Here is a 25,170-nt window from a genome sequence, read left to right as displayed (position 1 = left end):
GAGGCGATTGAGATCGAGTCCTAGTTCGCTCCAAGCACGGCGTCAGCCCGACGACTGTCCTTTTTGAGGATGATGATCGCGCCGTTTCTGATCGCAAACGTCGTGCCGATCAATTTGGGCAGTTTTTCCGTAATAGGAGACGGGAACGGGATCGTCGGCCCGGTGACGGGATCGCCGAGGCTGATGGCTGCCGCGGAAGAACCGGCAACGGGAGCCGGCTTGATGTAGTCGCGAATGAGCTGAATCTCTTCCCGAGAGAAGAGAAGGGGAACCTCTTCAGTGCGACGTTCTCGCGACGACTGAATGTTTTGGTCGCTCGCCTTGTCGGATGCTTCCTTGCTCTTTTCGATCTGGTCCAGCCTGGCTACGCGCTCCCTGAGCGGAGGCAGTTCGCGATGCAGGGCGGCTAGTTCGGATTTCACGGATTTGAGTTGCACGAGGGCGGCTGTCGCGCCGGCGCAACTCACGATTGCGAGCAGGCTCAGCAGCGCCAGCAATACGCGCTCGATATTCGCGCCCGAGCGCCCGGTCGCTTCCGGTGGCTGGCCCTGCTGGAGATGGCGGCGCCAGGTGCCGGTGGCTTGCCGCATCCGCTGCGCCAGCCTGCTCAGGATATTGGAGGCTTGAGATGCGTCCCGCAGCCCGGAGCCGAATTTGGGGTTCAAGAAATCAGAGGCATCCGAAATGACCCCATAGTCACCATCCTCATAGTCACCATGATGTGCGAATGCTTCGGTCCCTGCCACAGCCGGACGACTGTCATTGCTTCCAGCGGGCATACGGGGATCAGCAGGCGGGGAAGTCGTTGGTAGAACTCCCGGGCCTGTCTCATCGTGAGGGGCGATGAGATCTGTGTTTCGGTCAACTGACCGCGATTCAAATTTCTTCAGGAGCGTCTCGGTGCTGATCGATCCACCAATCGAGTTCACCGACAGAGTAAAGGCAAAGTCAGGATCAGGCAACTCTCGCCTCGGGTCAGAGTTCACACGGGAAACTGCGGGACAGACCTCCGCGGCCGAAGCGTGCGATCGACATAACTGACCGATCGAAGGGCATCCATTTGGGTAAGCCTTTTGCGTCCTCACCTTCTTGCCTTACTCGCTACTAGTGTGAAATCGGTCGCCAGGCCCGACGGGCAAATCGCGGCGGTCAACAACCGAAACCTGCGGGTTATGAGGGTTCGCGTGATATCGGTCTTTTCTCAGCCTTGGTTCGTCGACATCGTGTACAGGAAGGGGCACCGTGCAGCTAAAGCATTTAACAAAGCGGGCAGGCTAGTATGTGTCTTTCCGTACCGCCAAAGAAAGATAATGGGTCTATTTTCAAAGGTGACGAGTTTAAATGAATGGAGGCGCCTGAGCTCATTTGTGTTTCTCGATAAAGGCATAAGCGATGAAGAGAAACGAGATGCGGTAACCGACATTATAGAGCAGCTTCCTAGATCGATGGCTCATTGCCAATTTATCCTAGATGATGATTCAGGCATCATCCGCGATGCGCTCATCAAAGCTGGGTTTGAATGTATCAAGATGCCCAAGTACATCCGATCACCCAGCAGCGGACAAGTTTACGAGCGGGTTGCGTATGCGCAAGCCAAAGACAATGTGATGAAGACCATTTCAAAGGACGGAAGGGCTAGATACCGAGCCACGCTACAACAAGCGAGAATAGAAAACATCTCAGCATCGGACTTTTGTAAGTTCTACGAGAGCAACCTTGTTCGCAAAGGCGAGCGGAGCTATTCCCCTCTGGGCATCGCGGAAACACTCATCGAGAATGGTCTCCGCCGTCAGCAAGCGCTCGCGCTTGCAGCAAAGGATAAAGAGGGCATAGAAGCTGCGGCTATTTTCCTGTTTGATTCGAAAGCTGTCTATGCATGGCTTGCGAGTAGAAAATATCATCCGCAAGTCAAGAGACTTGAGCGCGATGATAAATACAAGAAATTTTGTATCGATATATTGGTCATCGAAGCGATGATCTTCGCAGAGATGCATGGCCTGGTATATGATGCCGAAATCGTTCCTGTTGAACGGAATGGCGTCCCGCAAAGTCGGCACAAAGTTTTTGTCAACGAGAAGATACTTCATCTTACGAGAGAAGAATCCAGATTTCTCTTCGAAAGAAAGGGGTGGTGGTATGACAGGGCATTGCTGGTTTTCCGCGCGGTAAGGGAATTTGCAATGCAAGCGGTTGATACAATCGAACGAGGATCAGACGCGACCCTTCGTCGACTCTGGGCCCGATCATTTGGCTCGTAAGCCGTATCTTGAGAACTGTTCCTGACGGTTGCGATCGGCGACTGTGGCGGCCTCTGAACTGGAGATCGTGTTGTCTCTACGATGGACCATCCGCTTATGGCGAGTGAGGCCGCCGACGCGCCGGCTTGAGGTTAAAGCGGGAGCGGGCCGAGGCGCTGACGTCGAGACTGTGATCGGTCTGATCGGTACCGGCCGGGGTGCCTGACCCGGCTTCCTCCACGACGGCTGCGTCGAGATCGACTCCAACGTCGTCGGGCGCGCGATCCGGCCAATCGCCTGAACCGTAAACGCGCTCTTGGCGGGCTCCGATGGCGGCGGCGAGCATTGGGCAGTCATCGCCTCGCTGATCGAGACCTGCACAACTCCTCGGCATCGAACCGCACGCCTACCTCGCCGAGGTCATCACAAGGACCGTCGCGGGATAGGCCTATGGCAGCAGATCGCCGATTTGCCCGTTCGGGTGACCAAAAGAACCTGGCCCGAGAACACCGGTGCTTTGGCTCCCGCCCAATCGGCGGATGAAAGGGGGCAGAAGGCGATGTGACGCCACCGAAAGGTTTTGACTGTGGCTTGAACGTTACATCCGCGCGCGACGAACTTGCTTATGCTTTGGTGGGTGCCTCGGCGAGTGCCTTGTGTCATGCGGCGAGGTTTGGAGGCTTTTATGAAAAGACTTGCTTTGGCATTATCTGTCCTGGCGGCCAGCGCAATGGGCGCATCCGCTGCCGACATGGCTGTGAAAGCCCCTCAGTATAAAGTGCCCCAAGCAATCGTTTCGACTTGGACGGGCTTTTATGTTGGGGCCTCGCTCGGCGGCGAGCAGACCAACGCCAATTGGGCGACTACGTCGATTGGCGTTGTTGCACCGGGCTTTGTAATTCCTCCACCAACCGTAGACGGTAGTTCGCCTCGACGCTTTAGCCCCTCAGGTGGTCGCTATGGGGGCTTTGCCGGATATGACTATCAGTTCGCGCCTCAGTGGGTTGCAGGTATTATTCTCGATGCAGCCTATTTTGACAGTGCGGTCCAGACTGTTGGAGTGCCCGGCTGCACGTTCAGTTGCATTTTGGGTGTCCCCGGACCCGGAGCCGATGTATCGAGTGTAAAAGCTAGATGGGATGCGGATTTGCGGGGCCGGCTCGGATATCTGATAACTCCCAACGTTTTGCTCTATGGGACCGGCGGTATCGCGTTCCAGAACTTCTCCAACTCCGCAACCTGCCAAACTAGCCTAACTGATCCCGTTTGCGGACCGACTGCCATCCCAGTTTTCGCGACGGTCACGAACAGCACAACCCGATTGGGCTGGACGGCCGGCGTCGGCATCGACGCGAAAATCTTTGAAAACTGGATGCTTCGTGCTGAGTATCGTTACTCGGACTTCGGAACGTGGAGCAATTCGCTGCCGCTGGTGTCCCCCGGCGTTTCAATCGTAACGGTAGCGACGGATTTGAAACTCACTTCTCACATCGCAACGATAGGAATAGCCTACAAGTTTGGTGGCCCCGTCGTTGCCAGATACTGACCCTCTGCATACTTAAGAGCCTTGTCGTGGCGCTCTAGCTGTGCGAGCGGGAGTGCAAAGGCTCGGCAGCGCCAGCAATACGCGCTCGATATTCGCGTCTGAGCGCCCCGCTCTTTGGGTGGCTGGTCCTGGCCCGCGACGCTTGAGACGCGTCGAAAGTCCGGCGTGCCAGATCACTTGTTCACGACCACTAGATACGTGAAGTGAAGAGTAATCGGTGATTTCGACCCGTCCAAGAGGATCCGGAGACTTTCTGGATGATAGCCAATACCAATCACAGTCCCGGTCTTGCCGCTCAGGCGCGGCCCCGCTGAGGACTTTATCTCCACGCGACAACCAATCGCAAATTCGTCTTTGATCGAGGAGGACCTGTTCATCACTGTCTCGGTGAGAGGCGCCTCGCGCTTCCAGATTTGGGAACGGGCACTACAGCTCGTGCTTGTCGGGTAGTGCTCGCGCTGCCAAGCCAACTTCCAGTTCTCTGAGCTGCTCGATCAACAGCTCCACGATTTCCTCGTAGTCAGATGGCGTCAACGAATGCACGCCACGCAATGCGAGCTCGTTCTGGAGGATCGTCGCCATTACCGCTTTAACGCTCATGGGCCCTCCGTCCGAAATCGGTCGCCTCAATTAATCCCGCAGCAGATCTTCCAAGATAATGACCGTGCAATGGCCGCAGCGAACTACCGGGTGCGCGTACCGCGTAGACGTGGGGCGCCGCCGCGACAGCGACGGAAGAAGTAGCTGCGTGTGTAGGTCCGCTGTCAGCCTTGCCGACCCCGAGCTTTGGCTCGACCGGCAGAGAGAGCCTTCAGCGAGAGCTCCAATTCCGCTCGCGAGCTCCGAATGACGCGCCTCCCGTCTCGCAGGAGCCCGGCAGGGCCGCCGCGGCTCGCGAGCCAGAGCTATCCGATCAAAGCTTGGTTCGCACAAGCAGTTTACGCCTGCAATCGAGAAGGAATGACTGTTCAAAAGAGGCAGGCCACCGCCTGTTTTGACCTCCCAGGCCGAGGTACCTCGAAAGGCAGGGCGCTTGCGGGAAAATGGCTCTTCACGCGCTTGCCGGAAGCCTGATGATGCTGTTCCGGAAAGATCGGCAGCGACTGCCGCCGGGATGTTTTGAAGCCGTGATTGCAATCGGCCAAGTGCACATCCATTACCTCGGGGGTAATGGATGGGGCGAAATGTGCGTGGTAGGTTTTCGACCATGAACGCACATGCATCCGCGGCACGAGCCGAACCCAGCCAGCCGGCCCATATCGGCGACCATTTGCGCGAGTGGCGGCAGCGCCGCCGCATGAGCCAGCTCGATCTCGCGGGCGAGGCCGAGATATCGGCGCGCCATCTCAGCTTCGTCGAGACCGGCCGCGCCGCGCCCTCGCGCGAGATGGTGCTGCGGCTCGCCGAGCGTCTGGATGTGCCCTTGCGCGAACGCAATGTGCTGCTGGTTGCCGCCGGCTACGCGCCGGCCTTTCCGCAGCGCACGCTGGAGGATCCCGCCTTGAAGTCAGCCCGGCAAGCGATCGACCTCGTCCTCAAGGCCCATGAGCCCAATCCGGCGCTGGCCTATGACCGGCACTGGAACCTGGTCTCCGCCAACCGCATGGTGGCTCCGCTGCTCGCAGGCATTCCGGAACGGCTGCTCGGCCAGCCCGTCAACGTGCTGCGGCTCGCCTTTCACCCCGAAGCACTGGCACCGCGGACGGTCAATCTTGCGGAGTGGTGCGCGCATCTGCTCGAGCGTTTGCACCGGCAATGCGAGGCGACGGCCGATCCTGAATTGATCAAGCTCTACCACGACCTGAAGAGCTATCCGATTCCGGCGCGCGCGGGGCCGCTGTCGGGCGACAATGTCGCGATCCCCTTCAAGCTGCGCCAGGACGGGGAAATACTAAGCTTCTTCTCCACCACCATGGTGTTCGGCACGCCCGTCGACATCACCTTGTCGGAGCTGGCGCTGGAGACGTTCTTTCCTGCGGACGAGCGCACTGCCGAGCGCCTCAGGCAGATGGCCGCAGCCATGTGCTAGCGCACTTGTCTGGGCGGGGGAGCGGCTTATCTTGGGCAAAACCCGCACCGCCGAAGGAGGCGCTCATGAGCACCCTGAAACCGCTCCAGATCGATGTCGTCTCCGACGTGGTGTGTCCGTGGTGCTATATCGGCAAGCACCGGATCGAGAGCGCGCTCGCGCTCGTGCCCGACGTCCCGGTTAAGCTGAATTTCCGCCCTTTCTTCCTCAATCCCTGGGTGCCGCGCGAGGGCATCAGCCGCGAGGAGTATCTCACCACCAAGTTCGGCTCGGTCGAGGCCTATAAGGGCATTGCGGGCCGCGTGGTCGCGGCGGCAAGTGAAGAGGGCCTCGTCTACAGGCCCGAGCTGGTCGCGCGCCAACCCAACACGACCGACTGCCATCGCCTGATCCTCTGGGCCGAAGCAATCGGCAAGGCGCCCGAGATGAAGCAGCGCCTGATGGAGCTGTACTTCCGGGATGGCGGCGATCTCACCGACGTCGACGTGCTGGTGCAGGCGGCCACCGACATCGGTCTCGATGCCGAGGAGGTGCGCAAGCGCCTCGCCACCGACCAGGATGTCGCGCGCGTGTCGGCCGACGCACAGGAGGCTGCCGAGAAGGGTATCTCCGGCGTGCCCACCTATGTGTTCGCGCAGAAATATGCCGTCTCCGGCGCGCAGGATCCGCACATGCTTGCGCGCGCCATCCGCCAGGTCTCGGCGGAGATCAACGCACAGGCGGCGGAGTAGCGCCGGCTTAGTTGCTGAGCAGCTGGATCGCGCGGCGTGCCGTCTCGCGGGCATAGCCACGCGCGACCAGCGCTGCATGGATCAGCCCGACCACCGGATCGTTCCGACGTAGCGGGATCAGCACGTCACCGATCGCAAGGCGGCCGCGCCAGATCGGGTTGATCATGGGATGATCGGCGCTCGCGGTGGAGTCCGCGCTCGCAATGGACGGATCGGCGCAGAGATGGCGGGTCAGGTCGAGCGTAAGCTGTACGCCCGGCGAATATTTGGCGAAGCGCTCGTCGATGCCGAGCTTGAAGAAGAAGGCGCGATCCTGGTGGCGCAGCACGATGCCGGCGGCCACGGACGTCGTGCCGGCGCGCAAGGTGACGATCTCGCATTGAGCGGTCTCCGCGAGCGCGGGAACGGCGCGGCGGATGAAGGCTGCATCGCCGGCGTTCTGGATCAATGCCGTGCCTCGCAGGCCCTTCCAGCCGCTGGCTTCGAGTTGCAGGAAATTTTCGAGTGCCGGCCTGATCTCCTCCGCCTTGGTTGCGACGTCGAAGCTGATCGAGCCATGCTCCGCCAGGCGACGGCGTTGCCGGCGCAGCTCCTTGAGTTTCCTGGTACCGAGCGCGGCGTGCAGTAATCCGTCGCCGTCCTGTGTCGCATCCAGGCTGGCGCGGACATAGCAGTCGAGCACGCGCGGTTTCAGGCCGGCCCGGCCGAGTGCGTCCTTGAGCGACCCCATCGCGGCGCCGTCGAGCGCGACGTCGCGCAGAATCAGCGCATGTGCTCCGGCCTCGCGCGCCCTTTGCAGCAGCCGCGTCGCGGCCTCGATCGAGACGTCGCGGTCGATCAGCGGGCTGCACAGAGTGCCATAGGGATGCGCGCTCACCAGCGCGGGCAGCGGTATCTTCCAGGCCCGCCAAAGCGAGATCACCGGCATCAAGCCGATCAGACGCGTCGCGGAGCCGCCGCAAACCGACAGGGCCGAGGCACCGACACGGCCGCGCGCGCTGGCACTGACGGCCAGTTCCCACGCTGGCAGGTAGTAGCCATTCGGCTCGACGGCCCGCTGCGCCAGCGCGCGCCACTGGCCGGGCTCGACCGCCGTGAGCGGGACAAGCGCGCGCGTTGCATCCTTCACCGATGCCGGTTTCATCGCAGCCTGGTGCGCGATATCGACCACGTCCCGTCGTCCCCGTTCACGCTGGGCGTGCGACCAGCGTTACGCGGTCATGCTTAGCGCAAAGATTGGAAAATACAGTTGGGACGCCACCTCAATTCGAGTGGTATTGTTAACGTCTCATTGAGCATCAGGCAGGTTCCCCGTCCGATGCAGTAGGGGAAGCCCTCGAGCCGGAGGATCAAATGGTCGCCACGCCTTTCACGCCGATTGCCTCGCTGTGCGGGGGCGCGCTGATCGGCCTGTCCGCCGTGCTCCTGATGTGGGCGACGGGGCGGATCGCCGGCATCAGCGGGATCGCGTCGCGATTGTTTCCACCTTATGAGGATCGCGCATTCGCCGGCCGGCTCGGCTTTGTCGCGGGCCTCATTGCGTCGCCCGTGCTGGTGCGGCTCGTCACCGACAACCTGCCGGAGCAAACGATCGCTGCGGGAACACTGGTGCTTGTTGTCGCGGGACTGCTCACAGGATTCGGTTCGGTATGGGGCAGCGGCTGTACCTCAGGCCATGGCGTCTGCGGTCTGTCGCGTTTGTCGCTGCGCTCACTGATCGCGACCGTCACCTTCATGGCGACGGGCGTCGCCACCGTCTACTTGATGCGGCACTGGAGCTGATTGCGATGACCGTTCTCGTCCAATTCGCTATCGGCTCGCTGTTCGGCCTCGGGCTCATCATCTCGGGCATGTCGAATCCGGCGAAGGTGCTGAACTTCCTCGATCTCGGCAGTATCCCGGCAGGGACATGGGACGCCAGCCTCGCCTTCGTGATGGCCGGCGCCGTCGCCGTGACCTTTGCCGGCTTCAGACATGTCCTGAAGCTTGCGCACCCGTTGTTCGCGGATCGCTTCCACGTGCCGACGCGCAGCGACATCGATCCGAAGATCATTGTCGGTCCTGCGATCTTCGGCATCGGCTGGGGGCTAGCCGGCTTCTGTCCTGGACCGGCACTGACCGCGCTCGGCTTCGGATCGATCTCGGCCTTTGTCTTTGTCGTCGCGATGTTTGCCGGCATGGTGCTTGCTCGCTTCCTCGCGCAGCTGCCCTCGTCGACGCGCCTCGCCGCGCCGGTCGATCCGCTTGAGACCTGAAACAGACGGGACCGGGCGAACTGCCTCGTCCGGTCCCGTCCACCGTGATTTGTTGCTTACCAGCGGTCGCCGTCAACTCCGACGCCCACGCTGACACCGGGCGCGCGAATGCCGACGCCGGCATGCGGACCATCGTCCCAGTCGCGATAGGAACGGCGCTCGTAATAGCGCTCGCGCGGCATCCGCGCATAGGAGTCGCGTACGATCACGCGCGCGCCGCCGTGGGTGCGATAGCAATTGCCGGCGTCATCGCAGACGAGCCGAACTTCCTGAACGAGATCGGGACTGGTGTATTCGCTGGTCGTGTAGAAATCCGCGGCCCTCGCGCTGCTCGCCGCAGCGAGAGCCCCGACACCGGCCAGCAGTGCAATCGTGAACGTCCTCATCCTGTGCTCCTCCGAAACTGCCCTCGGCGGTAACAAGAATGGGAGGCAACGATCGTTCCGGCCGAGTTACAGCTTTTTCCCGGAACCGGATGATCGTTGGTGCGATCCGTCGCTAAATCGGCTCATAGGCTTCCGACCCGCAGATGTCGTCGGCTTCCGCGCGCCGCCGGTCGATGACCTTTCCGCCGTTGATTGTCACGATGTAAGTCTGGATGCCCAACGCAGAGCCGGTGGCGGAGGTGAGTTGCGCGCGGACGCAGGCGGTCCAGCCCGCTCCACGGACCTCGTGATGGGGCAGGGCGACTTGCACGTCGCGCGGATACGACGTGTTGAGGAAGACCACGTCAATCTGCTCGCGGACGACCCGCTTGACGTCGGGCGGCGGTTCGGGAGGCGGTTGCTCGGCTTCCTTGAGGCGCATGAACTCAGGCACCGGCGCACGACTGTCGGCAAAGCCGCACGCGCCGAGCGCGAGCGCGCCGGCAAGCAGCAACACATGAGCAACAATCCGCGACATCCGTGAAGGTCCCCCGCGGGGCAACAAATAGGCTTGAATTCGTCGAGACGAAGTCCCGCCAAATCAATATTTGCTGAAGAAGCGGAGGTCGCCACATTGGCTAACATGGGATTGCACGCTAGTTTGTACCTCAGATCAGGGGGATAGCACCAATGAGGATTTTGGTCATTGCGACCGCGGTGCTGGCGCTGACGGTAGCCGCCGCGCAGGCGCAGATGGGGGGCGGCGGTCGGCGTCATGCCAACGACAGCCGGAAGACGGACAACCAGCCTAAGGTCGACGATAGGGCTTACAAGGCCGCGCTCGAGCGTATTCCGGAGCCGAAGGAAAAGTATGACCCATGGGGCGGGGCGCGTCCGAGCGGGTCGGCGACGAAGCCGAAATAGAACGAGGCGGTGTGGCGGGACGGCTGCAGATCACGCCGGCTTGCGTCCTCGTCCTGCAAACGGCAGTTCGCGGAGGCCCGCAACGACGGCCCGTTCACGCCGCCATCGACGAACGCACGCTGGTGTTTCCGTTCACGCCGAGGCCACCGGATCCAATCCGCCGCCGGGCACAACGATCAGGCAATCATGATCGTGATGTCGATGCGATGCGAACAGTCGTTCACATCGCGTGCGCTACCGCAGGAAAGCGATGCCGATGCGCCTGTCGCACCGCCAAACGGTACGGCAATTCCGCACGAATTTGTCGCGTGCGATGGAGAGCGTGAACGAGTGTGGCAACGTGACAGACGTATCGAGGTCGATCGCCGCGCCGCCGTCCGACATGTTTCGTACGGTGCACGCGATACCGCTATTTTCAAAGCAGATCGTGCCACCTTTGAAGACCCGGTGACGCTGTGCTGCGCGTTTCTCAATCATCTGCGTTCATCCGTAGTGACGATCGTAAACTAGTGCATGGAAATTGCGTTGATCTAAACTCAACCGCGGCGCTACTTGCGCGGCGATTCAGAATTCGTTTACGACGTTGAGACGGCGAGTCATTTTCCGCCGAGTTTACCCGCAAGCCTTTCCTTAATGGCGTTTCGCCCCGGTGGAGATTCCGATCAAGATCACGCTTTCGCTGTCGTCCATGCCCGCCCACGCCACCAAGCTCGATCTCGCGACCATGAGCTGCAAGCAATTGCTCGAGAGCGGGGACGACACCATCAAGATGGTGCTGACCTGGATGGACGGCTGGTACAAGGGCGATGAGGACAACGCGATCATCGACACCGACATGTTTGTCGAAAACGCCAAGAAGTTCGGTGCCTATTGCGGCACCAACCCGAACGTCAGCATCGTCGCCGCCGCCGACGAAGTCGGCGGCAAGTAATGATCGAAGCGTGCTGACGGACACGCGATCACGTACCGGTCCATCGCTTCGGCAGGATCGTCATCGAGAGCCGCGGTTTGCTTTTGCGCTCACGCGGCTCTGTTATATTCGGGCGATCGTCAGCCCGGAAGCATCGCGAATGCACTCGACACCATCGCGACCTGCTTGTTGTCGATGGCGGAGAGCAGGGTGACGCGGCCGAAGCTCATGGTGCGACCAAGGCGCACCACGCGCGCATCCGCCAGCACGTCCGACGAGGACACCGCGCGCATGAAATGCGTGGTCTGGTCCACCGTCGTCATCGGCCGATAGCCGCTGTTGGCGGCGAGGTTTGCGATCACCATTGCGGTGTCGGCCAGCGCCATCAAGGCCTGGCCGCAGACAACGCCGCCATTGCGGCATAGCCGCTCCGAGAATGGCATGCGGAGCAGGGCGCCCGGCTGCCAGTCCGGCGTGTTCGCGGGCGGCGCGTGCTCGATGCGCTCGACGGAGAGGTTGAGATCCTGCACCCAGGGCGCAAAGACCTCGCCGAGGATGCGTCTGGCCTCGATGATCCCGAATTCGGCTTCTGGCTGCGAAGGCATTGCTGTCGTTCTCTCCTGGGTTGCCGGATGTTTCGCCCATTTTGCCCGCTTGCGACCGGCCAAGTCACCGGCCGGCGGTCGGCTTGAAAATGCCCGACTTCGCCCGGTATGGTGCCACGCTTGGGAGCGGGTGGACGATGTCGCGTCGATATATCCTGGTATTTTGCCTGGCCGTGCTTGGTCTGGCGCTGAGTGGCTGCACCAAATGCGGCCCGATCTGGGACGACTGGCTCCAGGGGCCGAAATCGTGCAGATCGGATCGGCTCTAGCAAATTGAGGCGCCGGCGGCGCCGAGACGATGAATCAGGAGTGAGTGATGAAGCTTATTCGTTTGGCGGCGGTGCTCGCGCTGATGGCTGGACCGGCCTTCGCGCAGGATTCGCCCCACATTAATCTGATGGCGGACGGCCCGTCCAAAACTGACGACGAAAAGGCCGCGGATGCCGCACGCGATCAGGCTTACAAGGAAACGCTCAAGAAGATTCCGGACGCCAAGGCGGCCAACGATCCCTGGGGCGGAATGCGCGCCGATGCGCCGAAGCAACCCGCGCCGAAGAAGGCCACGGCCGTCACCAGCACGCCCAAGAAGACCACCAAGGCCGCCAATTGACCCGGCCCCGGGGCGAGTAAACCGACTTTCGGGACTCCCCTTGGCTCGGCCCTGATCCTACATTCTCTGGCAGTATTGCGTTGAGGAGGCTGGATATGGCGGATCGCCCGCGGGACCTCGCCGATCGGATGGCGCGCCGGCGCAAGCAGGCCGTCGCACCGGCTGACAAGGCCGGCGACGGCTATCTGCGCGAGAGTTTCACCCTGCCGCGCGATGCCGCACGGGCGAGAGCGCGGGCCTTCTTCGCGCGCTATCCCAAGGCGGGCTACATGAGCGAGGTCGAGAATTGGCGCGAATTGCCCGGCGGCGACATCGAATTCACCATGCGACGCCTGCCCAGCGCCGATTAGCCCCGGTTCGGCCGCTCTGCCTTGTGCCCGATGGCCTTCAACTCCCGATCGATGCGCAGCTGCACGCGACGGATTGCCAGAAGATCGATCTTCGTCTCGGTCCTGCCCGTCTTGGTCTCATCGCCGATCCGGAATTGCCATTGCCAGACGCCCGGGATCGCCGTCTTCGCAATCGTGAACTCAACGCCCCTGTGATTCATGGTCACCTCCACGATTCACCTCTCCGTGTCGGCTAACATGTTGAGCGCGACAATATTCCACAAGAGAAATTTGCCGTTAAGTCGAGGAAAATTCACGAAAATCCCGAAAGCGCGCGCGCTTCGAAACAAGCGAAATCAGATTCCGAAAGGCGGAGCCGATGGACGCGCGCTTTCGGCCAGGAACTCTGTTCATGGCCGGAGAACCACGGGCAGGGATTCCGGGCCGAGCGGGTCCGGCGTTTCGAAGACTTGTCGCGTGATGGCGACCCGGACGAGTCGGACAGACGCCGATGACTCACGAACTCACGCACGCGCGCGCCGCGAGCCCTCACAAGAAAAAACCCCGCCAGGGGAGAGCCGGGCGGGGAGAAGGTTATTGGAGGCTGAGGTGCTGGGCTGCAACACCATAGCCCTGTGACCGTAGCCCGCTCAGCTTACGACAGCCTGACAAGGCAGGATCCGACCCGATGTCGACTTGCGCAGTCAAGCTTCAGACCCACGCGCCGAAAACAGAAAACCCCGCTCGGGGCAGAGCGGGGTCGACTGGGTATGGAGACCCGATGTTGGTCGATCGGGTGAAGCAACGCTAGAGCATTCGGCTGACAAACGCCTTACGCAAGCTTTTGTGCGTGGCTTGCGAAAAGGCCGCGCGTCCCAATTCAGACATCCGGCCGCACAACTTAGGACACATCCGTTGGCGACACTTTGCGGGCACGGCGAAGCCATGGGGGATACGTGGCGCGTCGATAGCGGGGTGGCATCATGGATAAGGTTGAGCGGTCATTTGCCGCCGCGACGGCGGCCGGCTTCGTGGTGTTGGTGATCGGGGTCGTGCTATTGGTGCTGATGTAGCCGCACGGGCGCTTGCGGCGTGTTGCCGAAGCGGCTTGCCGCAAAACGCGAAAACAACCCCATGCACAGTAGGCATCGACCGGTAAGAAGCGCGGCCTTACTTGCAGCAGTGTACCGGTCTGGACGGACGCGCACGGAACCGTGCCGTAAGAGCAAAACACGCATCAGTCAGCCCAGTCTGCGAATCAACTGGGGCCGCTGGAACGCTTGGCTCATTGCCGAGTTTTCCCGATGCCCTTCCCCAAGGGCGACCCCAAGTGAATGGCCCCGGCTCATGCCCCCAACCCTGCGAGCCGGGGCTTTTTTGTTCGCCCGGGAGGCAGATTAGGACAGCATTGCGAACGGTAATTGTCCGGAATCCACTTGGCTTTTTGGTAACGCTACGGTGGTTATTGCCGGGGCTGGATTTCATCCCGAACAAGATTGTAACCGGCAAGGGGTCGCTGAGAAGCGGCCCCTTTCGATTCAGGCACCCGCAGAGGTGAATGCCGGTCCATCCGACGCGCTTCTGCTTCTTGCCGATGTGGTCCCACGTCTCATCAAGCTCGATGCGACGGGACGCTTGTACACCACGCGCAGGCGGGTCCAGCAGATTCAGCCTAGGACGCTTGGGGCCGAATACGACCGTACCCGGTACGACGGCCGAGTTGCGCGAGAAGTTGACGATGTGTCTTGACGCATCAAAGACATGAAAGAGGCCGCCAACTGAAGGCGGCCTTGATCTCTCCCCTTGGAAATTTAAACGGCCCCGATGGGAGGGGCCGCCAACCCGCGTGACGCGGGTTTTCCTCCAGCAGTCGGGGGGCTGTCCTATCTGGCTGGGGGCTCCGAACAGACGCGCGGCGAAAGCCATCGTTCCTGAAAAAAATGCCAAATTTCTCGGTCGGAGAACGACGGCGTTGGCTGGACGAACTCGCCCAACCGAGGCGGCCTCATTGCCGAGTTTGGTGCTCCAAGATGTAAGCGCGGTAGTCCATGGCAGTCGTTCCCGAAGCCCAGCTACATGGCTGCGGTGCACCAGGAAGGTACGAGGCAGAGCCTTGTCGCGGCGTGCCAGGTGTATTCGAGTTGGTGCGCTCGCGGCCCCGGCGTCACATCCTCTCTCCAGTCCCACAAGGTACCCGGAGCCGCTGCACCGCACACGTTGATTAGGATACTCCGAAATGAGTGCTCCTTTGTTTCAAGCACCATTATAGGCGGATGGGCGTACAGTCGGGTGGCCTTCGGGCTCGGATTCCAGCCCCGGAGCTCGTTGAGCAGGCGGCCCCGCCATGTGTATCAGCGTTGGTGGGGCCGCTGCATATTTGCAGCCTCAAAATTCTGATAATCAGACCAATTGGGCCGTAGCTCATGCCGACCTACATGCGTGTGTATCGCGTGATTTTTGCTATGCGCGCGCCATGCATTGACGAGCATCTCCCATCGATCGCCTCAACGGGGCAAAGCCCATCGGGTATTCCTCGCCAAGCGGTCCCGCCGATAAGGATGAAGCCCGGGGACGGAGCGTGCTCGCGACATTTTGCACGCGAATTCAAAAGAGCATCGCACAGCGCGCCTCTTTGATGCGGCCATGCAGCCCGAGCTTCTCCGCGGATTGCGAGATCGATGTGTGGGAATGACGGCGCCGCCGAACGACGGCGTTGCGGCGGTTAGAGACCTGATGCTCGGCAAGCCATCGCTAGTCGCCAGTCACCATGGGTGCGGCCAGGCCGGGGCTCAAATCAGGTTGAGTTCCTTGGATCCGGAGACTGCAAGCCTGTTACCGGAGGCAGGTCCTCCTTTGGGAAGGGCTCCTGGGTCTTGCGTCCGAGAAAGGTGTCTGGCTTTGGCAGTTTCAGCACCTCGCATGCTTGCGCGATCAGCTCCCGTATTCGGGCATTCTGTTCGGCAATCTCCGCAGCAAAATGGCGGACAAAATAGACGGGCTTATCCGTCATGGCGGTGCTCCCTGTTGTGCAGGCGGGAGCGCTCTCGGTCTCTCAGCCACCGACGCCTACGGGCAGAGCCTCGGCCGGTGATGAGGGGCAAACTATCTCACGTCACTTTGGTTCAAAAGTGAACTTAGGACGCTAGCCAGAACAAACTGGGACAATGAGGGTCAAATACGGACAGTACCGATTGCTTGGCGCTGGCCCCCAGTGGCCCAGTTTGGGGCCACCTCGAACGTCTATTCGTCCGGGGAACACGATAGGCTTCAAATCCATTATGGGGACGGAGACCCAATTGAGGGATTGGTGTCATGGGCATCGAGCGTATGCATTCACCCACGTACTTCCGAAATCGAGCGGAAGAGTTCCGCACCAAGGCTGACAATTGCGAGCATGAGGAAGTGAGACAGTCGCTCCGCAAGGTGGCCAAGAACTACGACCAGTTGGCCCAGCGCGCCGCACGCATCCGCACCGTCCAAGACGCCGCAGAGTAAGGCCGCCTCGGTTGCGGCCTCTTTCAATTTGCAGGGACCTGCAACTTGGTTGGCGGCGCATCAGTGGCAACCAGAGATTCCGCTCGCGACGTTCGTCAGCGGCAAGACATACATCGTGGAGCGGCAACGGCTGGAGGTTGATCCGTCTGTCGACCGATACAAGCGCGGGATGGCAAACCTATCAGCCGCGCTCTAAATGAAAGAAGGCCCCAACCGAGGCGGCCTTAGTGCATCTTGCGCCGTAGCTTTTGGATGATCTTCCGCAACTCGGCGGCGTACTCCTCAACGCGGCGCCGCGCCTCCTCTAGCCGGGTTGGCTTAGGCGCAGGGCGTTTCTCTGGGGTGGACTCCTCCACAAACTGAGGCTTGAGCCCGGGGGACCATCGGCCATTGAGCCAAACAATGGCCTTACCGTTCCAGCTCCTTCAATATGCGGTCACGGTCGTCAATATGCAGCGACTGCGTTTCCCTCATGGTCGCCAGCACGGCCAGCGCGCCCTCGACATCGTGTTGGTGCCGGTCAAGCTCCGATATCAGCCCCTCCTGCTTGGCAAGAAGCTTCAGGCCATCGGCAATGTGGCGCTCGGCTATCGCTAAATGCTCGTGCAGCATGGCGCGGTCCATCCCGCACCTTACAGCGAATTAGGACACTGCGCAGAACAAACTGGGACACCAGGGGTCAAATACGGACACTACCCCTTTTCCCAAAAGAACATATTGCGAACCTAGAACAAACGGTGTACGTTGTTTTTATCGACGAGCCGCCCCGCCAACCGTTTGTCCCCCGCGCGAATCCTCGCCATAAGGAGCACGACCCAATGTCCACCACTGCCCTGCGTATCGTCGAAGGATCTTCCATGGACAAGAGTAAAGCTCTCGCTGCCGCGCTCTCCCAGATCGAGCGTCAGTTCGGCAAGGGCTCGGTGATGAAGCTCGGCAAGAACGACCGTTCGATGGATATCGAGGCGGTCTCGTCGGGCTCGCTGGGGCTGGATATCGCGCTCGGCATCGGCGGCCTGCCCAAAGGGCGTATCGTCGAGATCTACGGGCCGGAATCCTCGGGCAAGACCACGCTGGCGCTGCACACGGTGGCGGAAGCCCAGAAGAAAGGCGGTATCTGCGCCTTCATCGACGCCGAGCACGCGCTCGACCCGGTCTATGCCCGCAAGCTCGGCGTCAATATCGACGAGCTCCTGATCTCCCAGCCGGATACCGGCGAGCAGGCGCTGGAAATCTGCGACACGCTGGTGCGCTCGGGTGCGGTGGACGTGCTGGTGGTCGATTCGGTCGCGGCGCTGGTGCCGAAGGCCGAGCTCGAAGGCGAGATGGGCGATGCGCTGCCGGGCCTGCAGGCCCGTCTGATGAGCCAGGCGCTGCGCAAGCTCACGGCCTCCATCAACAAGTCCAACACCATGGTGATCTTCATCAACCAGATCCGCATGAAGATCGGGGTGATGTACGGATCGCCGGAGACCACGACCGGCGGCAACGCGCTGAAGTTCTACGCCTCGGTCCGCCTCGACATCCGCCGTATCGGCGCGATCAAGGAGCGCGACGAAGTGGTCGGCAACACGACGCGCGTGAAGGTGGTGAAGAACAAGCTGGCGCCGCCCTTCAAGCAGGTCGAGTTCGACATCATGTACGGCGAGGGCGTTTCCAAGATGGGCGAGATCCTCGATCTCGGCGTCAAGGCCGGCATCGTCGAAAAGTCCGGCGCCTGGTTCTCTTATGACAGCCAGCGCCTCGGTCAGGGTCGCGAGAACTCGAAGGCGTTCTTGAAGTCCAACCCCGACATCACCGCCAAGATCGAGACCGCGATCCGCCAGAACTCCGGCCTGATTTCCGAGCAGATCCTGGCCGGCACGCCCGAGAGCGACGCCGACGGCGAGGAGCCGGCGGACGAGTAGACCGGGTTGTTGTTTTGAGCATGATCTGATCGGAAAACCGCTACACACTTTTCCGGATCATGCTCCAAGAGTTTTCGCGAGGAGCGGGCGCTGAGGACGTTGAGTTGCCGACGTCGGCAGTGCCCATTTCTTTTTGCGCGTTGTCGTGATCGGCTGGTGTGATGCGAGCAAAGACGAAGCTCATCGTGACGACTGACTCGTCCATCGCCGGCGCCATCCAACAGGCGGGCTGTGCCGACCTCGTGATCGCGATCGAGCGTCGGCTCGTGTGGGGACGATTGCCGTCCGCTGCGGAGCGCGATGCGTTCTTTGCGCCGCGCGCGACGCAGCCTCAAGGGCTTCACTGGCTCGACGATACGCCGTCCTGGCGTCTCGATGAATCGGGCCTGAAGGGTCACGGATTGATCGAGCTGTTGTCAGAATGTGGCTCGGCCGAATTGTGGATCGGGTGGGAGCCGAACGCCCAATTGCTTCTGCTCTGGCTGCTCGATCATTGCAGCAGCGAGGACGCGGCGGTCTCCAAGCTCATGATGCGTCAGCTGAACGGCGCTGCTGGTGCTGCCGATCCAGGGCAATTTGCGCAACTCAACCCGCCGATGGTCAGGCCTACACATGATCACCTCGAACTGGCCGGTCGTCTCTGGCGGGCTTATCGTGAGCCGACGCCGCAGGCTTGGTTCGATCTCCTCAAGGCGGATTTGAGTCTGTTTCCACAACTTGAGCAATCGATCATTGATCTGCTCGAAGAGCTTCCGGGCGTCACATCTGGTCTGGGAGCTACGGAGACGCGGATCCTGGAGCTGGTTGCGCCTGGCGTAGCGCGGCCCTTCGACGTCTTTCCGGGACATCAGAAGCGCAACGAGAGTCGCGTCTTCGACTATTGGGAAGTCGGAGCGCTGCTCGACGGGCTCGTCCGCTCTCCGGTGCCGGCCGTGTCCGGGCTGGAGGAAGGGCCATTTACATTCGACATGCACAACGATGCCCTCCGTCACGCGCGGTACAAGCAATCCCGGTTGTTGCTCACCGAGTTCGGCAAAGCGGTGCTTGGTGGCTACGAGAATTTTCTGCGGCACAACCGGATCGACCGGTGGTGGGGCGGTACCCACCTGACCAGCGAACGGCTGTGGCAGTGGGACCGGGAGGCCTTTTCACTCATCGCTCCTGATTAATGCGTACGCGTCGTCAGAGCGTTGCGTAGCAATTTTGACAGACAATCGTGTCCCATTTGATCTTAGCCACGAATGATCCTGCCGAAGACGTGCTCCGGGGGTCAGGCCTCGCGAACCTCACGCTCGGGTTCTATCTTCGTTTCGTTTGGAGGAAATTGCCTTCCGAAGAACAGCTTTTGATGGGGCTGGAGCGGCGATCAGCCAAGCACTGCAATCCCGGCGACCATTGGCTCGACGGCGTTTGTCGTGGCTCGCTGGAAGGCTTCGGCAGCCGCGATATCGGTTTCTTCGAGCTTTGTGCAAAGTTCGACTCGATTGAAATCTGGGTCGATCCTCTCGCTAACGATCAGCTCGTGCTCGTCTGGCTGCTCGACCTTCTTCGCCCTTACAAGGAGATCACGACGAAGCTGAGCTTCGTGCATACGGACGACATTGTTGCAAATTATGCACCGGAATCGGTCGCAAAATGGAAGCTGCCGGCCTTCAAGGTGACCGACAACCATTTGGCGACGGCGAGCCGCGCCTGGAGAGCCTACCGGGCTGAAACCCCAGAGCCCTGTTTCGATTTGCTGATGACGGATCTGACGATCCTGCCGAGACTTCGATCGGCGCTCATTGCGGTGCTTGAAGAGCTTCCGGACAGCGTGACGGGCCTGGGTGCCAGCGAAATGGACCTGCTGGATTTTGTGGACCAAGGGTACACCGACCCGGGGCGCATCTCCGAGGCGAGGTGGCTTCGCGATGTATTCGACGGATCCGACGCGCAAGATGCCCTGATCGAACTGGGGGGACATTCGGTCCCGCCGGTCCTGTTGGGCGATCCATCGTTCGACAATGAGGATCGCTACTTCGGCAGGAGCGAGTGGAGGTCACGCTGACTGAGCTTGGGCGTTCACTTGTAGCGCGCAAAGACGATATGTGGCGTCACAACCGGATCAAGCGCTGGTGGGGCGGGACCGAGTTGACCAGCGAGCGGCTCTGGCGATGGGATCGCAAAAGCCGATTGTTGGTTGCGCCTTAGAGGCGCGCTCGGCGCCACAGCTGGGCAAAGGCGCGCAAGCGCCGTGCCCACCATCTTTCACACCGGATGCAAAGGTTGTGGGCACGCTTCGCTTTGCCCGCCCTACGAAACCACCGTCGCGTCCTACTCCGCCGCCTCCGCGTAATCGCTCACCGGCGGGCAGGAGCACACCAGATTACGATCGCCGTAGACATTGTCGACGCGCCCCACCGGGCACCAATATTTGTCGGTGCGCGAGACGCCCGCGGGGAAGCAGCCTTCGCTGCGGGCGTAGGCACGCTTCCAATCGTCATCGGCGATGTCGTGCACGGTGTGTGGGGCGTGGCGAAGCGGCGATGCCTCGATCTTGAAGCGACCGGCCTCGACCTCGGCAATCTCCTTCCGGATCGCGATCATGGCATCGCAAAATCGATCCAGCTCGGCCTTGGATTCCGACTCCGTCGGCTCGATCATCAGCGTGCCCGGCACCGGGAAGCTCATGGTCGGCGCATGGAAGCCGTAATCGATCAGGCGCTTTGCGATGTCGTCGACGGTGACGCCTGACGTTGCCTTCAGAGGACGAGGATCGATGATGCACTCATGCGCGACGCGGCCCCTCGTGTTCCTGTAGAGCACCGGGAAGTGCGCATCGAGGCGCGCCGCGATGTAGTTGGCATTGAGGATCGCGATCTCGGTCGCGCGCTTCAGACCTTCGCCGCCCATCATCAGGATGTAGATGTAGGAGATGGTGAGGATCGAAGCCGAGCCGAACGGCGCGGCCGAGACCGGGCCGACTGGAGCATCCGCCTTCGTCGCGGGGTGACCGGGGAGGAACGGCGCAAGATGCGCCTTCACGCCGATCGGGCCCATGCCGGGGCCGCCGCCGCCATGCGGAATGCAGAAGGTCTTGTGCAGATTGAGATGGCTGACATCGGCGCCGTAATCGCCGGGCCTGCTAAGGCCGACCTGCGCATTCAGGTTGGCGCCGTCGAGATACACCTGGCCGCCATGGCCGTGGACGATGTCGCAGATCTCCTTGATATGCTCCTCGAACACGCCATGGGTCGAGGGATAAGTGATCATCACCGCCGCGAGATCGTTCGAATGCTTCTCGGCCTTCGCACGGAGATCGTTGACATCGACGTCGCCGTTCTTCTCGCAAGACACAAGCACCACGTCCATGCCGACCATCGCGGCCGAGGCCGGGTTAGTGCCGTGAGCGGAGGAGGGGATCAGGCAGATCTTGCGGTGACTCTCTCCGCGCGCGGCATGATAACCCCGGATAGCCAGAAGTCCGGCATATTCGCCTTGCGCGCCCGAGTTCGGCTGCAGTGAGATGGCGTCATAGCCGGTGATGTCGCAGAGCCATTTTTCAAGCTGCGCGAACAGCGCGTGATAGCCGTTGGCCTGCTCGCGCGGGGCGAACGGGTGCAGGCTGCCGAATTCCGGCCAGGTCAGCGGCATCATTTCAGTCGTCGCGTTCAGCTTCATCGTGCAGGAGCCGAGCGGAATCATCGCGCGGTCGAGCGCGAGGTCGCGATCGCTGAGCTTGCGCATATAGCGCAGCATCTCGGTTTCCGAGCGATGCGCGTGGAACACCGGATGGGTGAGGAAAGAGGTCGTACGCTTCAGCGTGTCCGGCAGCGCCTCGTGCGTCGTGGCATCGATCTCCGCGTAGGACAATTGGCCGCCGAAGGCACGCCAGACCGCTTCCACGGTCGCAGCCGTGGTGGTCTCGTCGAGCGCGATGCGCAAGCCGGTCTCACCGACGCCGAGATTGATCTTCTCGGCCGCCGCGCGCGCGATGATCTCGGCGCGCCCTGTGCCGGCATCGACGCTGAGCGTGTCGAAGAAGCTCTCGGACTGCGGTGCGAAGCCGAGCTTGCGCAGGCCGCTCGCGAGCACGGCGGTGCGGCGATGCACGTTGCGTGCGATCTGCGCGAGCCCCTCGGGACCGTGATAGACCGCGTACATTGCGGCGATCACGGCGAGCAGCACCTGCGCGGTGCAGATGTTGGAGGTCGCCTTCTCGCGGCGGATGTGCTGCTCGCGGGTCTGCAGAGCCAGGCGATAGGCAGGCATCCCGCGTGAATCGACGGAAAGGCCGACGATGCGGCCGGGCAGCGAGCGCTTCAGCGCATCGCGCACCGCCATATAGGCCGCGTGCGGGCCGCCATAACCCATCGGCACGCCAAAACGCTGCGCCGAGCCGATGGCAATGTCGGCGCCGAGTTCGCCGGGCGAGGCGAGCAGCGTCAGGGCCAGGAGATCGGCGGCAACGATCGCAAGCGCGCCCTTCGCTTTCAGCGCTGCGACCGCAGGCCTGAGGTCGCGCACCACGCCCGAACTTCCCGGATATTGCAGCAGCGCGCCGAGCACGTCTGCCTTGTCGAGATCGGTGAGCGGATCGCCGACCACCAGATTCCAGCCGAGCGGTTCGGCGCGCGTGCGCATCACGGCCAGGGTCTGCGGATGCACGTCCTTGTCGACGAAGAAGGCCTTTGCTTCGACCTTCGAGTGCCGCTCCGCCAGTGCCATGGCTTCGGCCGCGGCGGTTGCCTCATCGAGCAGCGAGGCGTTGGCGACATCGAGCCCGGTGAGGTCGCAGATCATGGTCTGGAAGTTGAACAGCGCTTCGAGCCGGCCCTGGCTGATTTCGGGCTGGTAGGGCGTGTAGGCCGTGTACCAGGCCGGGTTCTCCAGAATGTTGCGCTGGATCACCGCGGGCAGGATCGTTCCTGAATAGCCCTGGCCGATCAGCGAGGTGAAGACCTGGTTTTGACGAGCGAGCTCAGCCATATGCGCGATCGCCTCCGTCTCGCCGAGGGGCTTGCCGAGATCGAGCGGAGCGGCCTGCCGGATCGAGGCCGGCAGCGTTTCCGCCATCAGCGCCTCGACGCTTTTCGTGCCGACAGTCTCGAGCATTGCGGTGACATCGCGCGCCGACGGGCCGATGTGGCGGCGAACGAAAGGGGTGGTCTCGCCGTTGGATTTGCGGTGCGCGGTCATCATGGGTCCTCGTTTCAGGAGTTGCTGTCATGCCCCGCGAAGGCGGGGCATCCAGTAAGCGCAGGCGCTTCGGCCAGAGCCGATGGGCCGCGGCGTACCGGATCGTCCGCCTTCGCGGACGATGACAGTGAGTATGTTGAGACGGTTCGACTCATATCCTCACGCCGTGTGGGCCTTGTAGGCGGCTTCATCCATGAGCCCGCCAAGCTCGCTCTTGTCGGCGATTTTAATCTTGAAGAACCAGGCCGCGGCTTGCGCGTCCGAGTTCACCAGCGCGGGCTCGGCGGCGAGCGCCTCGTTGGTCTCGAGCACCTCGCCGGAGATGGGCGCGTAGACGTCGGAGGCGGCTTTCACCGATTCCACCACGGCGGCGGCTTCGGCCTTCTTCAGGGTGCGGCCGACCTTGGGCAATTCGACGAACACGACGTCGCCGAGCTGGGACTGCGCGTAATCGGTGATCCCGACGGTTGCGACATCGCCGTCGATCGCGAGCCATTCATGGTCGGAAGTGTACAGCGTCGTGGTCATTGTCTTGTCCTCAGCGTTTGTAGGTGTTTTTCACGAAGGGCATGGCGGCGACGATGAGCGGCAGACGCTGCCCACGCACTTCCGCAAAGAGTTTCGTGTCGAGCGCGCTCAAAGCGGTGGGCGCGTAGCCCATCGCCACGGGCGCATTCAGGCTCGGGCCGAAGCCGCCCGAGGTGACCCTTCCAATGGCCTGGCCGCCTTCGTTCCCGGCAAACAGCAGCGCGCCCTCGCGCACCGGTGCGCGGCCTTCGGCACGCAGGCCGACACGGCGGCGGGATGCGCCGTGATTGAAATGCGCGAGAATCTTTTCAGCGCCGGGAAACCCGCCGGCGCGGGCGCCACCGGTGCGGCGGCTTTTCTGTACCGACCATTCCAGCGCGGCTTCGACCGGCGTGGTTTCGGTGTCGATATCGTGGCCGTAGAGGCAGAGCCCGGCTTCCAGCCGCAGGCTGTCGCGGGCACCCAAGCCGATCGGCATCACGTCGGGGTTTTCGAGCAGCGTCTTGGCGAGACGTTCGGCGTCGGCCGCGGGCACCGAAATCTCGAACCCGTCCTCGCCGGTATAGCCCGAGCGCGAGACGAAACAGCCGAGGCCGGCAACCTCATGCGGGCCGGCATCCATGAAGTTCATGGTGGGCGCTGCTGCACATAATCTCGCCAGCGCTGACTCGGCTTTCGGGCCTTGCAACGCGATCAGCGCGCGGTCGGCAAGCGAATCGATGATGCAGGTCTCCGACAGGTTCGCGCGCAGATGCGCCTCGTTCTCGGCCTTGCAGGCAGCATTGACCACCAGGAACAGGTGATCGCCGAAATTCGCGACCATCAGATCGTCGAGAATGCCGCCGTCGTCATTGGTGAACTGGGCGTAGCGCTGCCGTCCCGGCGCGATCGCCACGATGTCCTGCGGCACCAGCCGCTCCAGCGCGCGAGCGGCGTCCTCGATCCTGCCGGATTTCGGCCGAAGCGCGATCTGCCCCATATGGGAGACGTCGAACAGGCCCGCGGACGAGCGGGTCTGAAGGTGCTCCTTCAGCACGCCCGCCGGGTACTGCACGGGCATGTCGTAGCCCGCGAACGGCACCATCTTGCCGCCGAGCGACACGTGCAGGTCGTAAAGGGGTGTACGTTTCAGGGAGTTCTTGTCGTCCGACGCAAGCATCACGGGGGCCCTCGGCGGTTCCCCGGGGACGATTCCCCTGGGACACCGGTCGAAGCCCCATCTGTCGCTGTGCCTGAGAGTATTATCCCGTCGGCGGACGCTATCCAGGCCTTAAGCCCGCCAGCGCCTCTTTCCAGATGTCGTCAAAGCCACGCGGTCCTTTTGCCTGAGAGTTTCCGGGGCGGTTGCTCCTTCGGCGCCGGCAGTGAAGCCGGTCTCTCCCGACGTGGCCGTACGATACAAATGGGTACAGACCACAGGCCGGCCAAGCCTGTCAACGCGCGCTTTGCGGCTTTCCAAAGGGGATTACGCGCCTGCGGCAACCCACTGATCTCTTTGCACAGTTTCTGGACAGGGAAGCT

Annotated in this window: 27 protein-coding genes, 1 pseudogene and 1 riboswitch; of the genes and pseudogenes, 16 read left to right on the top strand and 12 right to left on the bottom strand. The window is 61.8% G+C overall.

Annotated features, from left to right (window positions below; genetic code table 11):
* Window positions 1-20 precede the first annotated feature (20 nt).
* Window positions 21-962 carry a hypothetical protein gene (locus ACVIIW_RS32550; RefSeq protein WP_456704438.1) on the bottom strand — a complete coding sequence of 314 codons (942 nt, stop codon included), beginning with the start codon at window positions 960-962 and terminating at the stop codon, window positions 21-23.
* Window positions 963-1,367: 405 nt separating this feature from the next.
* Between ACVIIW_RS32550 and ACVIIW_RS32545 the strand changes: the two genes are divergently transcribed.
* The 3 genes and pseudogenes from ACVIIW_RS32545 (at window position 1,368) to ACVIIW_RS32535 (ending at window position 3,783) form a co-directional block, all read left to right on the top strand.
* Window positions 1,368-2,258 (top strand): hypothetical protein, encoded by an 891-nt coding sequence (locus ACVIIW_RS32545; RefSeq protein WP_456704437.1) that lies wholly within the window; start codon window positions 1,368-1,370, stop codon window positions 2,256-2,258.
* Window positions 2,259-2,469: 211 nt separating this feature from the next.
* A pseudogene (locus ACVIIW_RS32540) lies at window positions 2,470-2,683 on the top strand (transposase domain-containing protein); the annotation flags it as partial.
* A 239-nt stretch (window positions 2,684-2,922) separates the two neighbouring features.
* Window positions 2,923-3,783: an outer membrane protein gene (locus ACVIIW_RS32535; protein ID WP_456704436.1), complete on the top strand. Its 861-nt coding sequence runs from the start codon at window positions 2,923-2,925 to the stop codon at window positions 3,781-3,783.
* A 426-nt stretch (window positions 3,784-4,209) separates the two neighbouring features.
* On the opposite strand, the gene ACVIIW_RS32530 is transcribed toward ACVIIW_RS32535, so the two are convergent.
* Complete coding sequence (locus ACVIIW_RS32530) at window positions 4,210-4,383, bottom strand: hypothetical protein (RefSeq protein ID WP_456704435.1); 174 nt, start codon at window positions 4,381-4,383, stop codon at window positions 4,210-4,212.
* A gap of 607 nt (window positions 4,384-4,990) precedes the next feature.
* On the opposite strand from ACVIIW_RS32530, the gene ACVIIW_RS32525 reads away from it, so the two are divergent.
* Entirely contained in the window at window positions 4,991-5,812 is an 822-nt protein-coding gene (locus tag ACVIIW_RS32525; protein WP_456704434.1) for a helix-turn-helix domain-containing protein, read from the top strand.
* 65 nt (window positions 5,813-5,877) lie between these two features.
* A complete protein-coding gene (locus ACVIIW_RS32520) occupies window positions 5,878-6,543 on the top strand; it encodes a DsbA family oxidoreductase (protein ID WP_456704433.1) in 666 nt (221 codons plus the stop codon).
* 7 nt (window positions 6,544-6,550) lie between these two features.
* On the opposite strand, the gene ACVIIW_RS32515 is transcribed toward ACVIIW_RS32520, so the two are convergent.
* The gene (locus tag ACVIIW_RS32515; RefSeq protein WP_456704432.1) at window positions 6,551-7,714 is read right to left on the bottom strand and encodes a GNAT family N-acetyltransferase; all 1,164 of its coding nucleotides are present in this window, start codon (window positions 7,712-7,714) and stop codon (window positions 6,551-6,553) included.
* Between the two features lie 182 nt (window positions 7,715-7,896).
* Between ACVIIW_RS32515 and ACVIIW_RS32510 the strand changes: the two genes are divergently transcribed.
* Window positions 7,897-8,325 carry a YeeE/YedE family protein gene (locus ACVIIW_RS32510; RefSeq protein WP_456704431.1) on the top strand — a complete coding sequence of 143 codons (429 nt, stop codon included), beginning with the start codon at window positions 7,897-7,899 and terminating at the stop codon, window positions 8,323-8,325.
* A gap of 5 nt (window positions 8,326-8,330) precedes the next feature.
* On the top strand, window positions 8,331-8,798 hold the full coding sequence (locus tag ACVIIW_RS32505) for a DUF6691 family protein (RefSeq protein ID WP_456704430.1): 468 nt from the start codon (window positions 8,331-8,333) through the stop codon (window positions 8,796-8,798).
* 56 nt (window positions 8,799-8,854) lie between these two features.
* On the opposite strand, the gene ACVIIW_RS32500 is transcribed toward ACVIIW_RS32505, so the two are convergent.
* Window positions 8,855-9,184, bottom strand: coding sequence for a hypothetical protein (locus ACVIIW_RS32500; RefSeq protein ID WP_456704429.1), 330 nt, complete (start codon window positions 9,182-9,184; stop codon window positions 8,855-8,857).
* A gap of 112 nt (window positions 9,185-9,296) precedes the next feature.
* Entirely contained in the window at window positions 9,297-9,680 is a 384-nt protein-coding gene (locus ACVIIW_RS32495; RefSeq protein WP_456704428.1) for a hypothetical protein, read from the bottom strand.
* A gap of 173 nt (window positions 9,681-9,853) precedes the next feature.
* Here ACVIIW_RS32495 and ACVIIW_RS32490 point away from each other — a divergent pair, with 173 nt between their 5' ends.
* The 3 genes from ACVIIW_RS32490 (at window position 9,854) to ACVIIW_RS32480 (ending at window position 11,018) form a co-directional block, all read left to right on the top strand.
* Entirely contained in the window at window positions 9,854-10,087 is a 234-nt protein-coding gene (locus ACVIIW_RS32490; protein WP_456704427.1) for a hypothetical protein, read from the top strand.
* Window positions 10,088-10,273: 186 nt separating this feature from the next.
* Complete coding sequence (locus ACVIIW_RS32485; RefSeq protein ID WP_456704426.1) at window positions 10,274-10,597, top strand: hypothetical protein; 324 nt, start codon at window positions 10,274-10,276, stop codon at window positions 10,595-10,597.
* Window positions 10,598-10,736: 139 nt separating this feature from the next.
* Window positions 10,737-11,018: an HdeA/HdeB family chaperone gene (locus ACVIIW_RS32480; protein WP_456704425.1), complete on the top strand. Its 282-nt coding sequence runs from the start codon at window positions 10,737-10,739 to the stop codon at window positions 11,016-11,018.
* A gap of 119 nt (window positions 11,019-11,137) precedes the next feature.
* Here ACVIIW_RS32480 and ACVIIW_RS32475 read toward each other — a convergent pair whose 3' ends face one another.
* The gene (locus ACVIIW_RS32475) at window positions 11,138-11,602 is read right to left on the bottom strand and encodes a PaaI family thioesterase (protein ID WP_456704424.1); all 465 of its coding nucleotides are present in this window, start codon (window positions 11,600-11,602) and stop codon (window positions 11,138-11,140) included.
* A 316-nt stretch (window positions 11,603-11,918) separates the two neighbouring features.
* Here ACVIIW_RS32475 and ACVIIW_RS32470 point away from each other — a divergent pair, with 316 nt between their 5' ends.
* Together ACVIIW_RS32470 and ACVIIW_RS32465 are read left to right on the top strand one after the other, a co-directional pair.
* Window positions 11,919-12,212: a hypothetical protein gene (locus ACVIIW_RS32470; RefSeq protein WP_456704423.1), complete on the top strand. Its 294-nt coding sequence runs from the start codon at window positions 11,919-11,921 to the stop codon at window positions 12,210-12,212.
* Window positions 12,213-12,307: 95 nt separating this feature from the next.
* Window positions 12,308-12,562: a hypothetical protein gene (locus ACVIIW_RS32465; protein WP_456704422.1), complete on the top strand. Its 255-nt coding sequence runs from the start codon at window positions 12,308-12,310 to the stop codon at window positions 12,560-12,562.
* Here ACVIIW_RS32465 and ACVIIW_RS32460 read toward each other — a convergent pair.
* Both ACVIIW_RS32460 and ACVIIW_RS32455 read right to left on the bottom strand, forming a co-directional pair.
* Window positions 12,559-12,762, bottom strand: coding sequence for a hypothetical protein (locus tag ACVIIW_RS32460; protein ID WP_092228052.1), 204 nt, complete (start codon window positions 12,760-12,762; stop codon window positions 12,559-12,561). The two genes, ACVIIW_RS32465 and ACVIIW_RS32460, sit on opposite strands and share 4 nt — an antisense overlap.
* A gap of 2,573 nt (window positions 12,763-15,335) precedes the next feature.
* The gene (locus ACVIIW_RS32455; RefSeq protein WP_456704421.1) at window positions 15,336-15,551 is read right to left on the bottom strand and encodes a hypothetical protein; all 216 of its coding nucleotides are present in this window, start codon (window positions 15,549-15,551) and stop codon (window positions 15,336-15,338) included.
* 302 nt (window positions 15,552-15,853) lie between these two features.
* Between ACVIIW_RS32455 and ACVIIW_RS32450 the strand changes: the two genes are divergently transcribed.
* The gene (locus ACVIIW_RS32450) at window positions 15,854-16,036 is read left to right on the top strand and encodes a hypothetical protein (protein WP_456704420.1); all 183 of its coding nucleotides are present in this window, start codon (window positions 15,854-15,856) and stop codon (window positions 16,034-16,036) included.
* 408 nt (window positions 16,037-16,444) lie between these two features.
* On the opposite strand, the gene ACVIIW_RS32445 is transcribed toward ACVIIW_RS32450, so the two are convergent.
* The gene (locus tag ACVIIW_RS32445) at window positions 16,445-16,660 is read right to left on the bottom strand and encodes a hypothetical protein (RefSeq protein WP_456704419.1); all 216 of its coding nucleotides are present in this window, start codon (window positions 16,658-16,660) and stop codon (window positions 16,445-16,447) included.
* A 194-nt stretch (window positions 16,661-16,854) separates the two neighbouring features.
* On the opposite strand from ACVIIW_RS32445, the gene recA reads away from it, so the two are divergent.
* The 3 genes from recA to ACVIIW_RS32430 all read left to right on the top strand — a co-directional run bounded on the left by recA (window position 16,855) and on the right by ACVIIW_RS32430 (window position 19,990).
* Window positions 16,855-17,943, top strand: coding sequence for a recombinase RecA (gene recA / locus ACVIIW_RS32440; RefSeq protein ID WP_057747344.1), 1,089 nt, complete (start codon window positions 16,855-16,857; stop codon window positions 17,941-17,943).
* A gap of 161 nt (window positions 17,944-18,104) precedes the next feature.
* On the top strand, window positions 18,105-19,112 hold the full coding sequence (locus ACVIIW_RS32435; protein ID WP_456705325.1) for a hypothetical protein: 1,008 nt from the start codon (window positions 18,105-18,107) through the stop codon (window positions 19,110-19,112).
* Between the two features lie 47 nt (window positions 19,113-19,159).
* Window positions 19,160-19,990, top strand: coding sequence for a hypothetical protein (locus tag ACVIIW_RS32430; RefSeq protein WP_456704418.1), 831 nt, complete (start codon window positions 19,160-19,162; stop codon window positions 19,988-19,990).
* A 266-nt stretch (window positions 19,991-20,256) separates the two neighbouring features.
* On the opposite strand, the gene gcvP is transcribed toward ACVIIW_RS32430, so the two are convergent.
* From gcvP to gcvT, 3 genes are all read right to left on the bottom strand, one after another.
* Window positions 20,257-23,121 (bottom strand): aminomethyl-transferring glycine dehydrogenase, encoded by a 2,865-nt coding sequence (gcvP, locus tag ACVIIW_RS32425; RefSeq protein WP_456705324.1) that lies wholly within the window; start codon window positions 23,119-23,121, stop codon window positions 20,257-20,259.
* 159 nt (window positions 23,122-23,280) lie between these two features.
* Entirely contained in the window at window positions 23,281-23,649 is a 369-nt protein-coding gene (gene gcvH / locus ACVIIW_RS32420; RefSeq protein WP_092228048.1) for a glycine cleavage system protein GcvH, read from the bottom strand.
* 10 nt (window positions 23,650-23,659) lie between these two features.
* Window positions 23,660-24,808 (bottom strand): glycine cleavage system aminomethyltransferase GcvT, encoded by a 1,149-nt coding sequence (gene gcvT, locus ACVIIW_RS32415; protein WP_456705323.1) that lies wholly within the window; start codon window positions 24,806-24,808, stop codon window positions 23,660-23,662.
* A 145-nt stretch (window positions 24,809-24,953) separates the two neighbouring features.
* Window positions 24,954-25,042, bottom strand: a riboswitch (glycine riboswitch).
* Window positions 25,043-25,170: the final 128 nt, after the last annotated feature.

The organism is Bradyrhizobium sp. USDA 4449 (genome assembly GCF_054056275.1).
Note: the sequence above shows the minus strand (reverse complement) of the source record. Positions and strands in the feature narration are given on the sequence as shown.

What these genes read in the sequence shown, in the direction of transcription:
- ACVIIW_RS32535 (WP_456704436.1), top strand. Translation starts at nt 2,923, where the DNA reads ATGAAAAGACTTGCTTTGGCATTATCTGTCCTGGCGGCCAGCGCAATG.
- ACVIIW_RS32530 (WP_456704435.1), bottom strand. Translation starts at nt 4,383, where the DNA reads ATGAGCGTTAAAGCGGTAATGGCGACGATCCTCCAGAACGAGCTCGCA.
- ACVIIW_RS32525 (WP_456704434.1), top strand. Translation starts at nt 4,991, where the DNA reads ATGAACGCACATGCATCCGCGGCACGAGCCGAACCCAGCCAGCCGGCC.
- ACVIIW_RS32520 (WP_456704433.1), top strand. Translation starts at nt 5,878, where the DNA reads ATGAGCACCCTGAAACCGCTCCAGATCGATGTCGTCTCCGACGTGGTG.
- ACVIIW_RS32510 (WP_456704431.1), top strand. Translation starts at nt 7,897, where the DNA reads ATGGTCGCCACGCCTTTCACGCCGATTGCCTCGCTGTGCGGGGGCGCG.
- ACVIIW_RS32505 (WP_456704430.1), top strand. Translation starts at nt 8,331, where the DNA reads ATGACCGTTCTCGTCCAATTCGCTATCGGCTCGCTGTTCGGCCTCGGG.
- ACVIIW_RS32500 (WP_456704429.1), bottom strand. Translation starts at nt 9,184, where the DNA reads ATGAGGACGTTCACGATTGCACTGCTGGCCGGTGTCGGGGCTCTCGCT.
- ACVIIW_RS32490 (WP_456704427.1), top strand. Translation starts at nt 9,854, where the DNA reads ATGAGGATTTTGGTCATTGCGACCGCGGTGCTGGCGCTGACGGTAGCC.
- ACVIIW_RS32485 (WP_456704426.1), top strand. Translation starts at nt 10,274, where the DNA reads ATGATCGTGATGTCGATGCGATGCGAACAGTCGTTCACATCGCGTGCG.
- ACVIIW_RS32475 (WP_456704424.1), bottom strand. Translation starts at nt 11,602, where the DNA reads ATGCCTTCGCAGCCAGAAGCCGAATTCGGGATCATCGAGGCCAGACGC.
- ACVIIW_RS32470 (WP_456704423.1), top strand. Translation starts at nt 11,919, where the DNA reads ATGAAGCTTATTCGTTTGGCGGCGGTGCTCGCGCTGATGGCTGGACCG.
- ACVIIW_RS32465 (WP_456704422.1), top strand. Translation starts at nt 12,308, where the DNA reads ATGGCGGATCGCCCGCGGGACCTCGCCGATCGGATGGCGCGCCGGCGC.
- ACVIIW_RS32460 (WP_092228052.1), bottom strand. Translation starts at nt 12,762, where the DNA reads ATGAATCACAGGGGCGTTGAGTTCACGATTGCGAAGACGGCGATCCCG.
- ACVIIW_RS32455 (WP_456704421.1), bottom strand. Translation starts at nt 15,551, where the DNA reads ATGACGGATAAGCCCGTCTATTTTGTCCGCCATTTTGCTGCGGAGATT.
- ACVIIW_RS32450 (WP_456704420.1), top strand. Translation starts at nt 15,854, where the DNA reads ATGGGCATCGAGCGTATGCATTCACCCACGTACTTCCGAAATCGAGCG.
- ACVIIW_RS32445 (WP_456704419.1), bottom strand. Translation starts at nt 16,660, where the DNA reads ATGGACCGCGCCATGCTGCACGAGCATTTAGCGATAGCCGAGCGCCAC.
- recA (WP_057747344.1), top strand. Translation starts at nt 16,855, where the DNA reads ATGTCCACCACTGCCCTGCGTATCGTCGAAGGATCTTCCATGGACAAG.
- ACVIIW_RS32435 (WP_456705325.1), top strand. Translation starts at nt 18,105, where the DNA reads ATGCGAGCAAAGACGAAGCTCATCGTGACGACTGACTCGTCCATCGCC.
- gcvP (WP_456705324.1), bottom strand. Translation starts at nt 23,121, where the DNA reads ATGACCGCGCACCGCAAATCCAACGGCGAGACCACCCCTTTCGTTCGC.
- gcvH (WP_092228048.1), bottom strand. Translation starts at nt 23,649, where the DNA reads ATGACCACGACGCTGTACACTTCCGACCATGAATGGCTCGCGATCGAC.
- gcvT (WP_456705323.1), bottom strand. Translation starts at nt 24,808, where the DNA reads ATGCTTGCGTCGGACGACAAGAACTCCCTGAAACGTACACCCCTTTAC.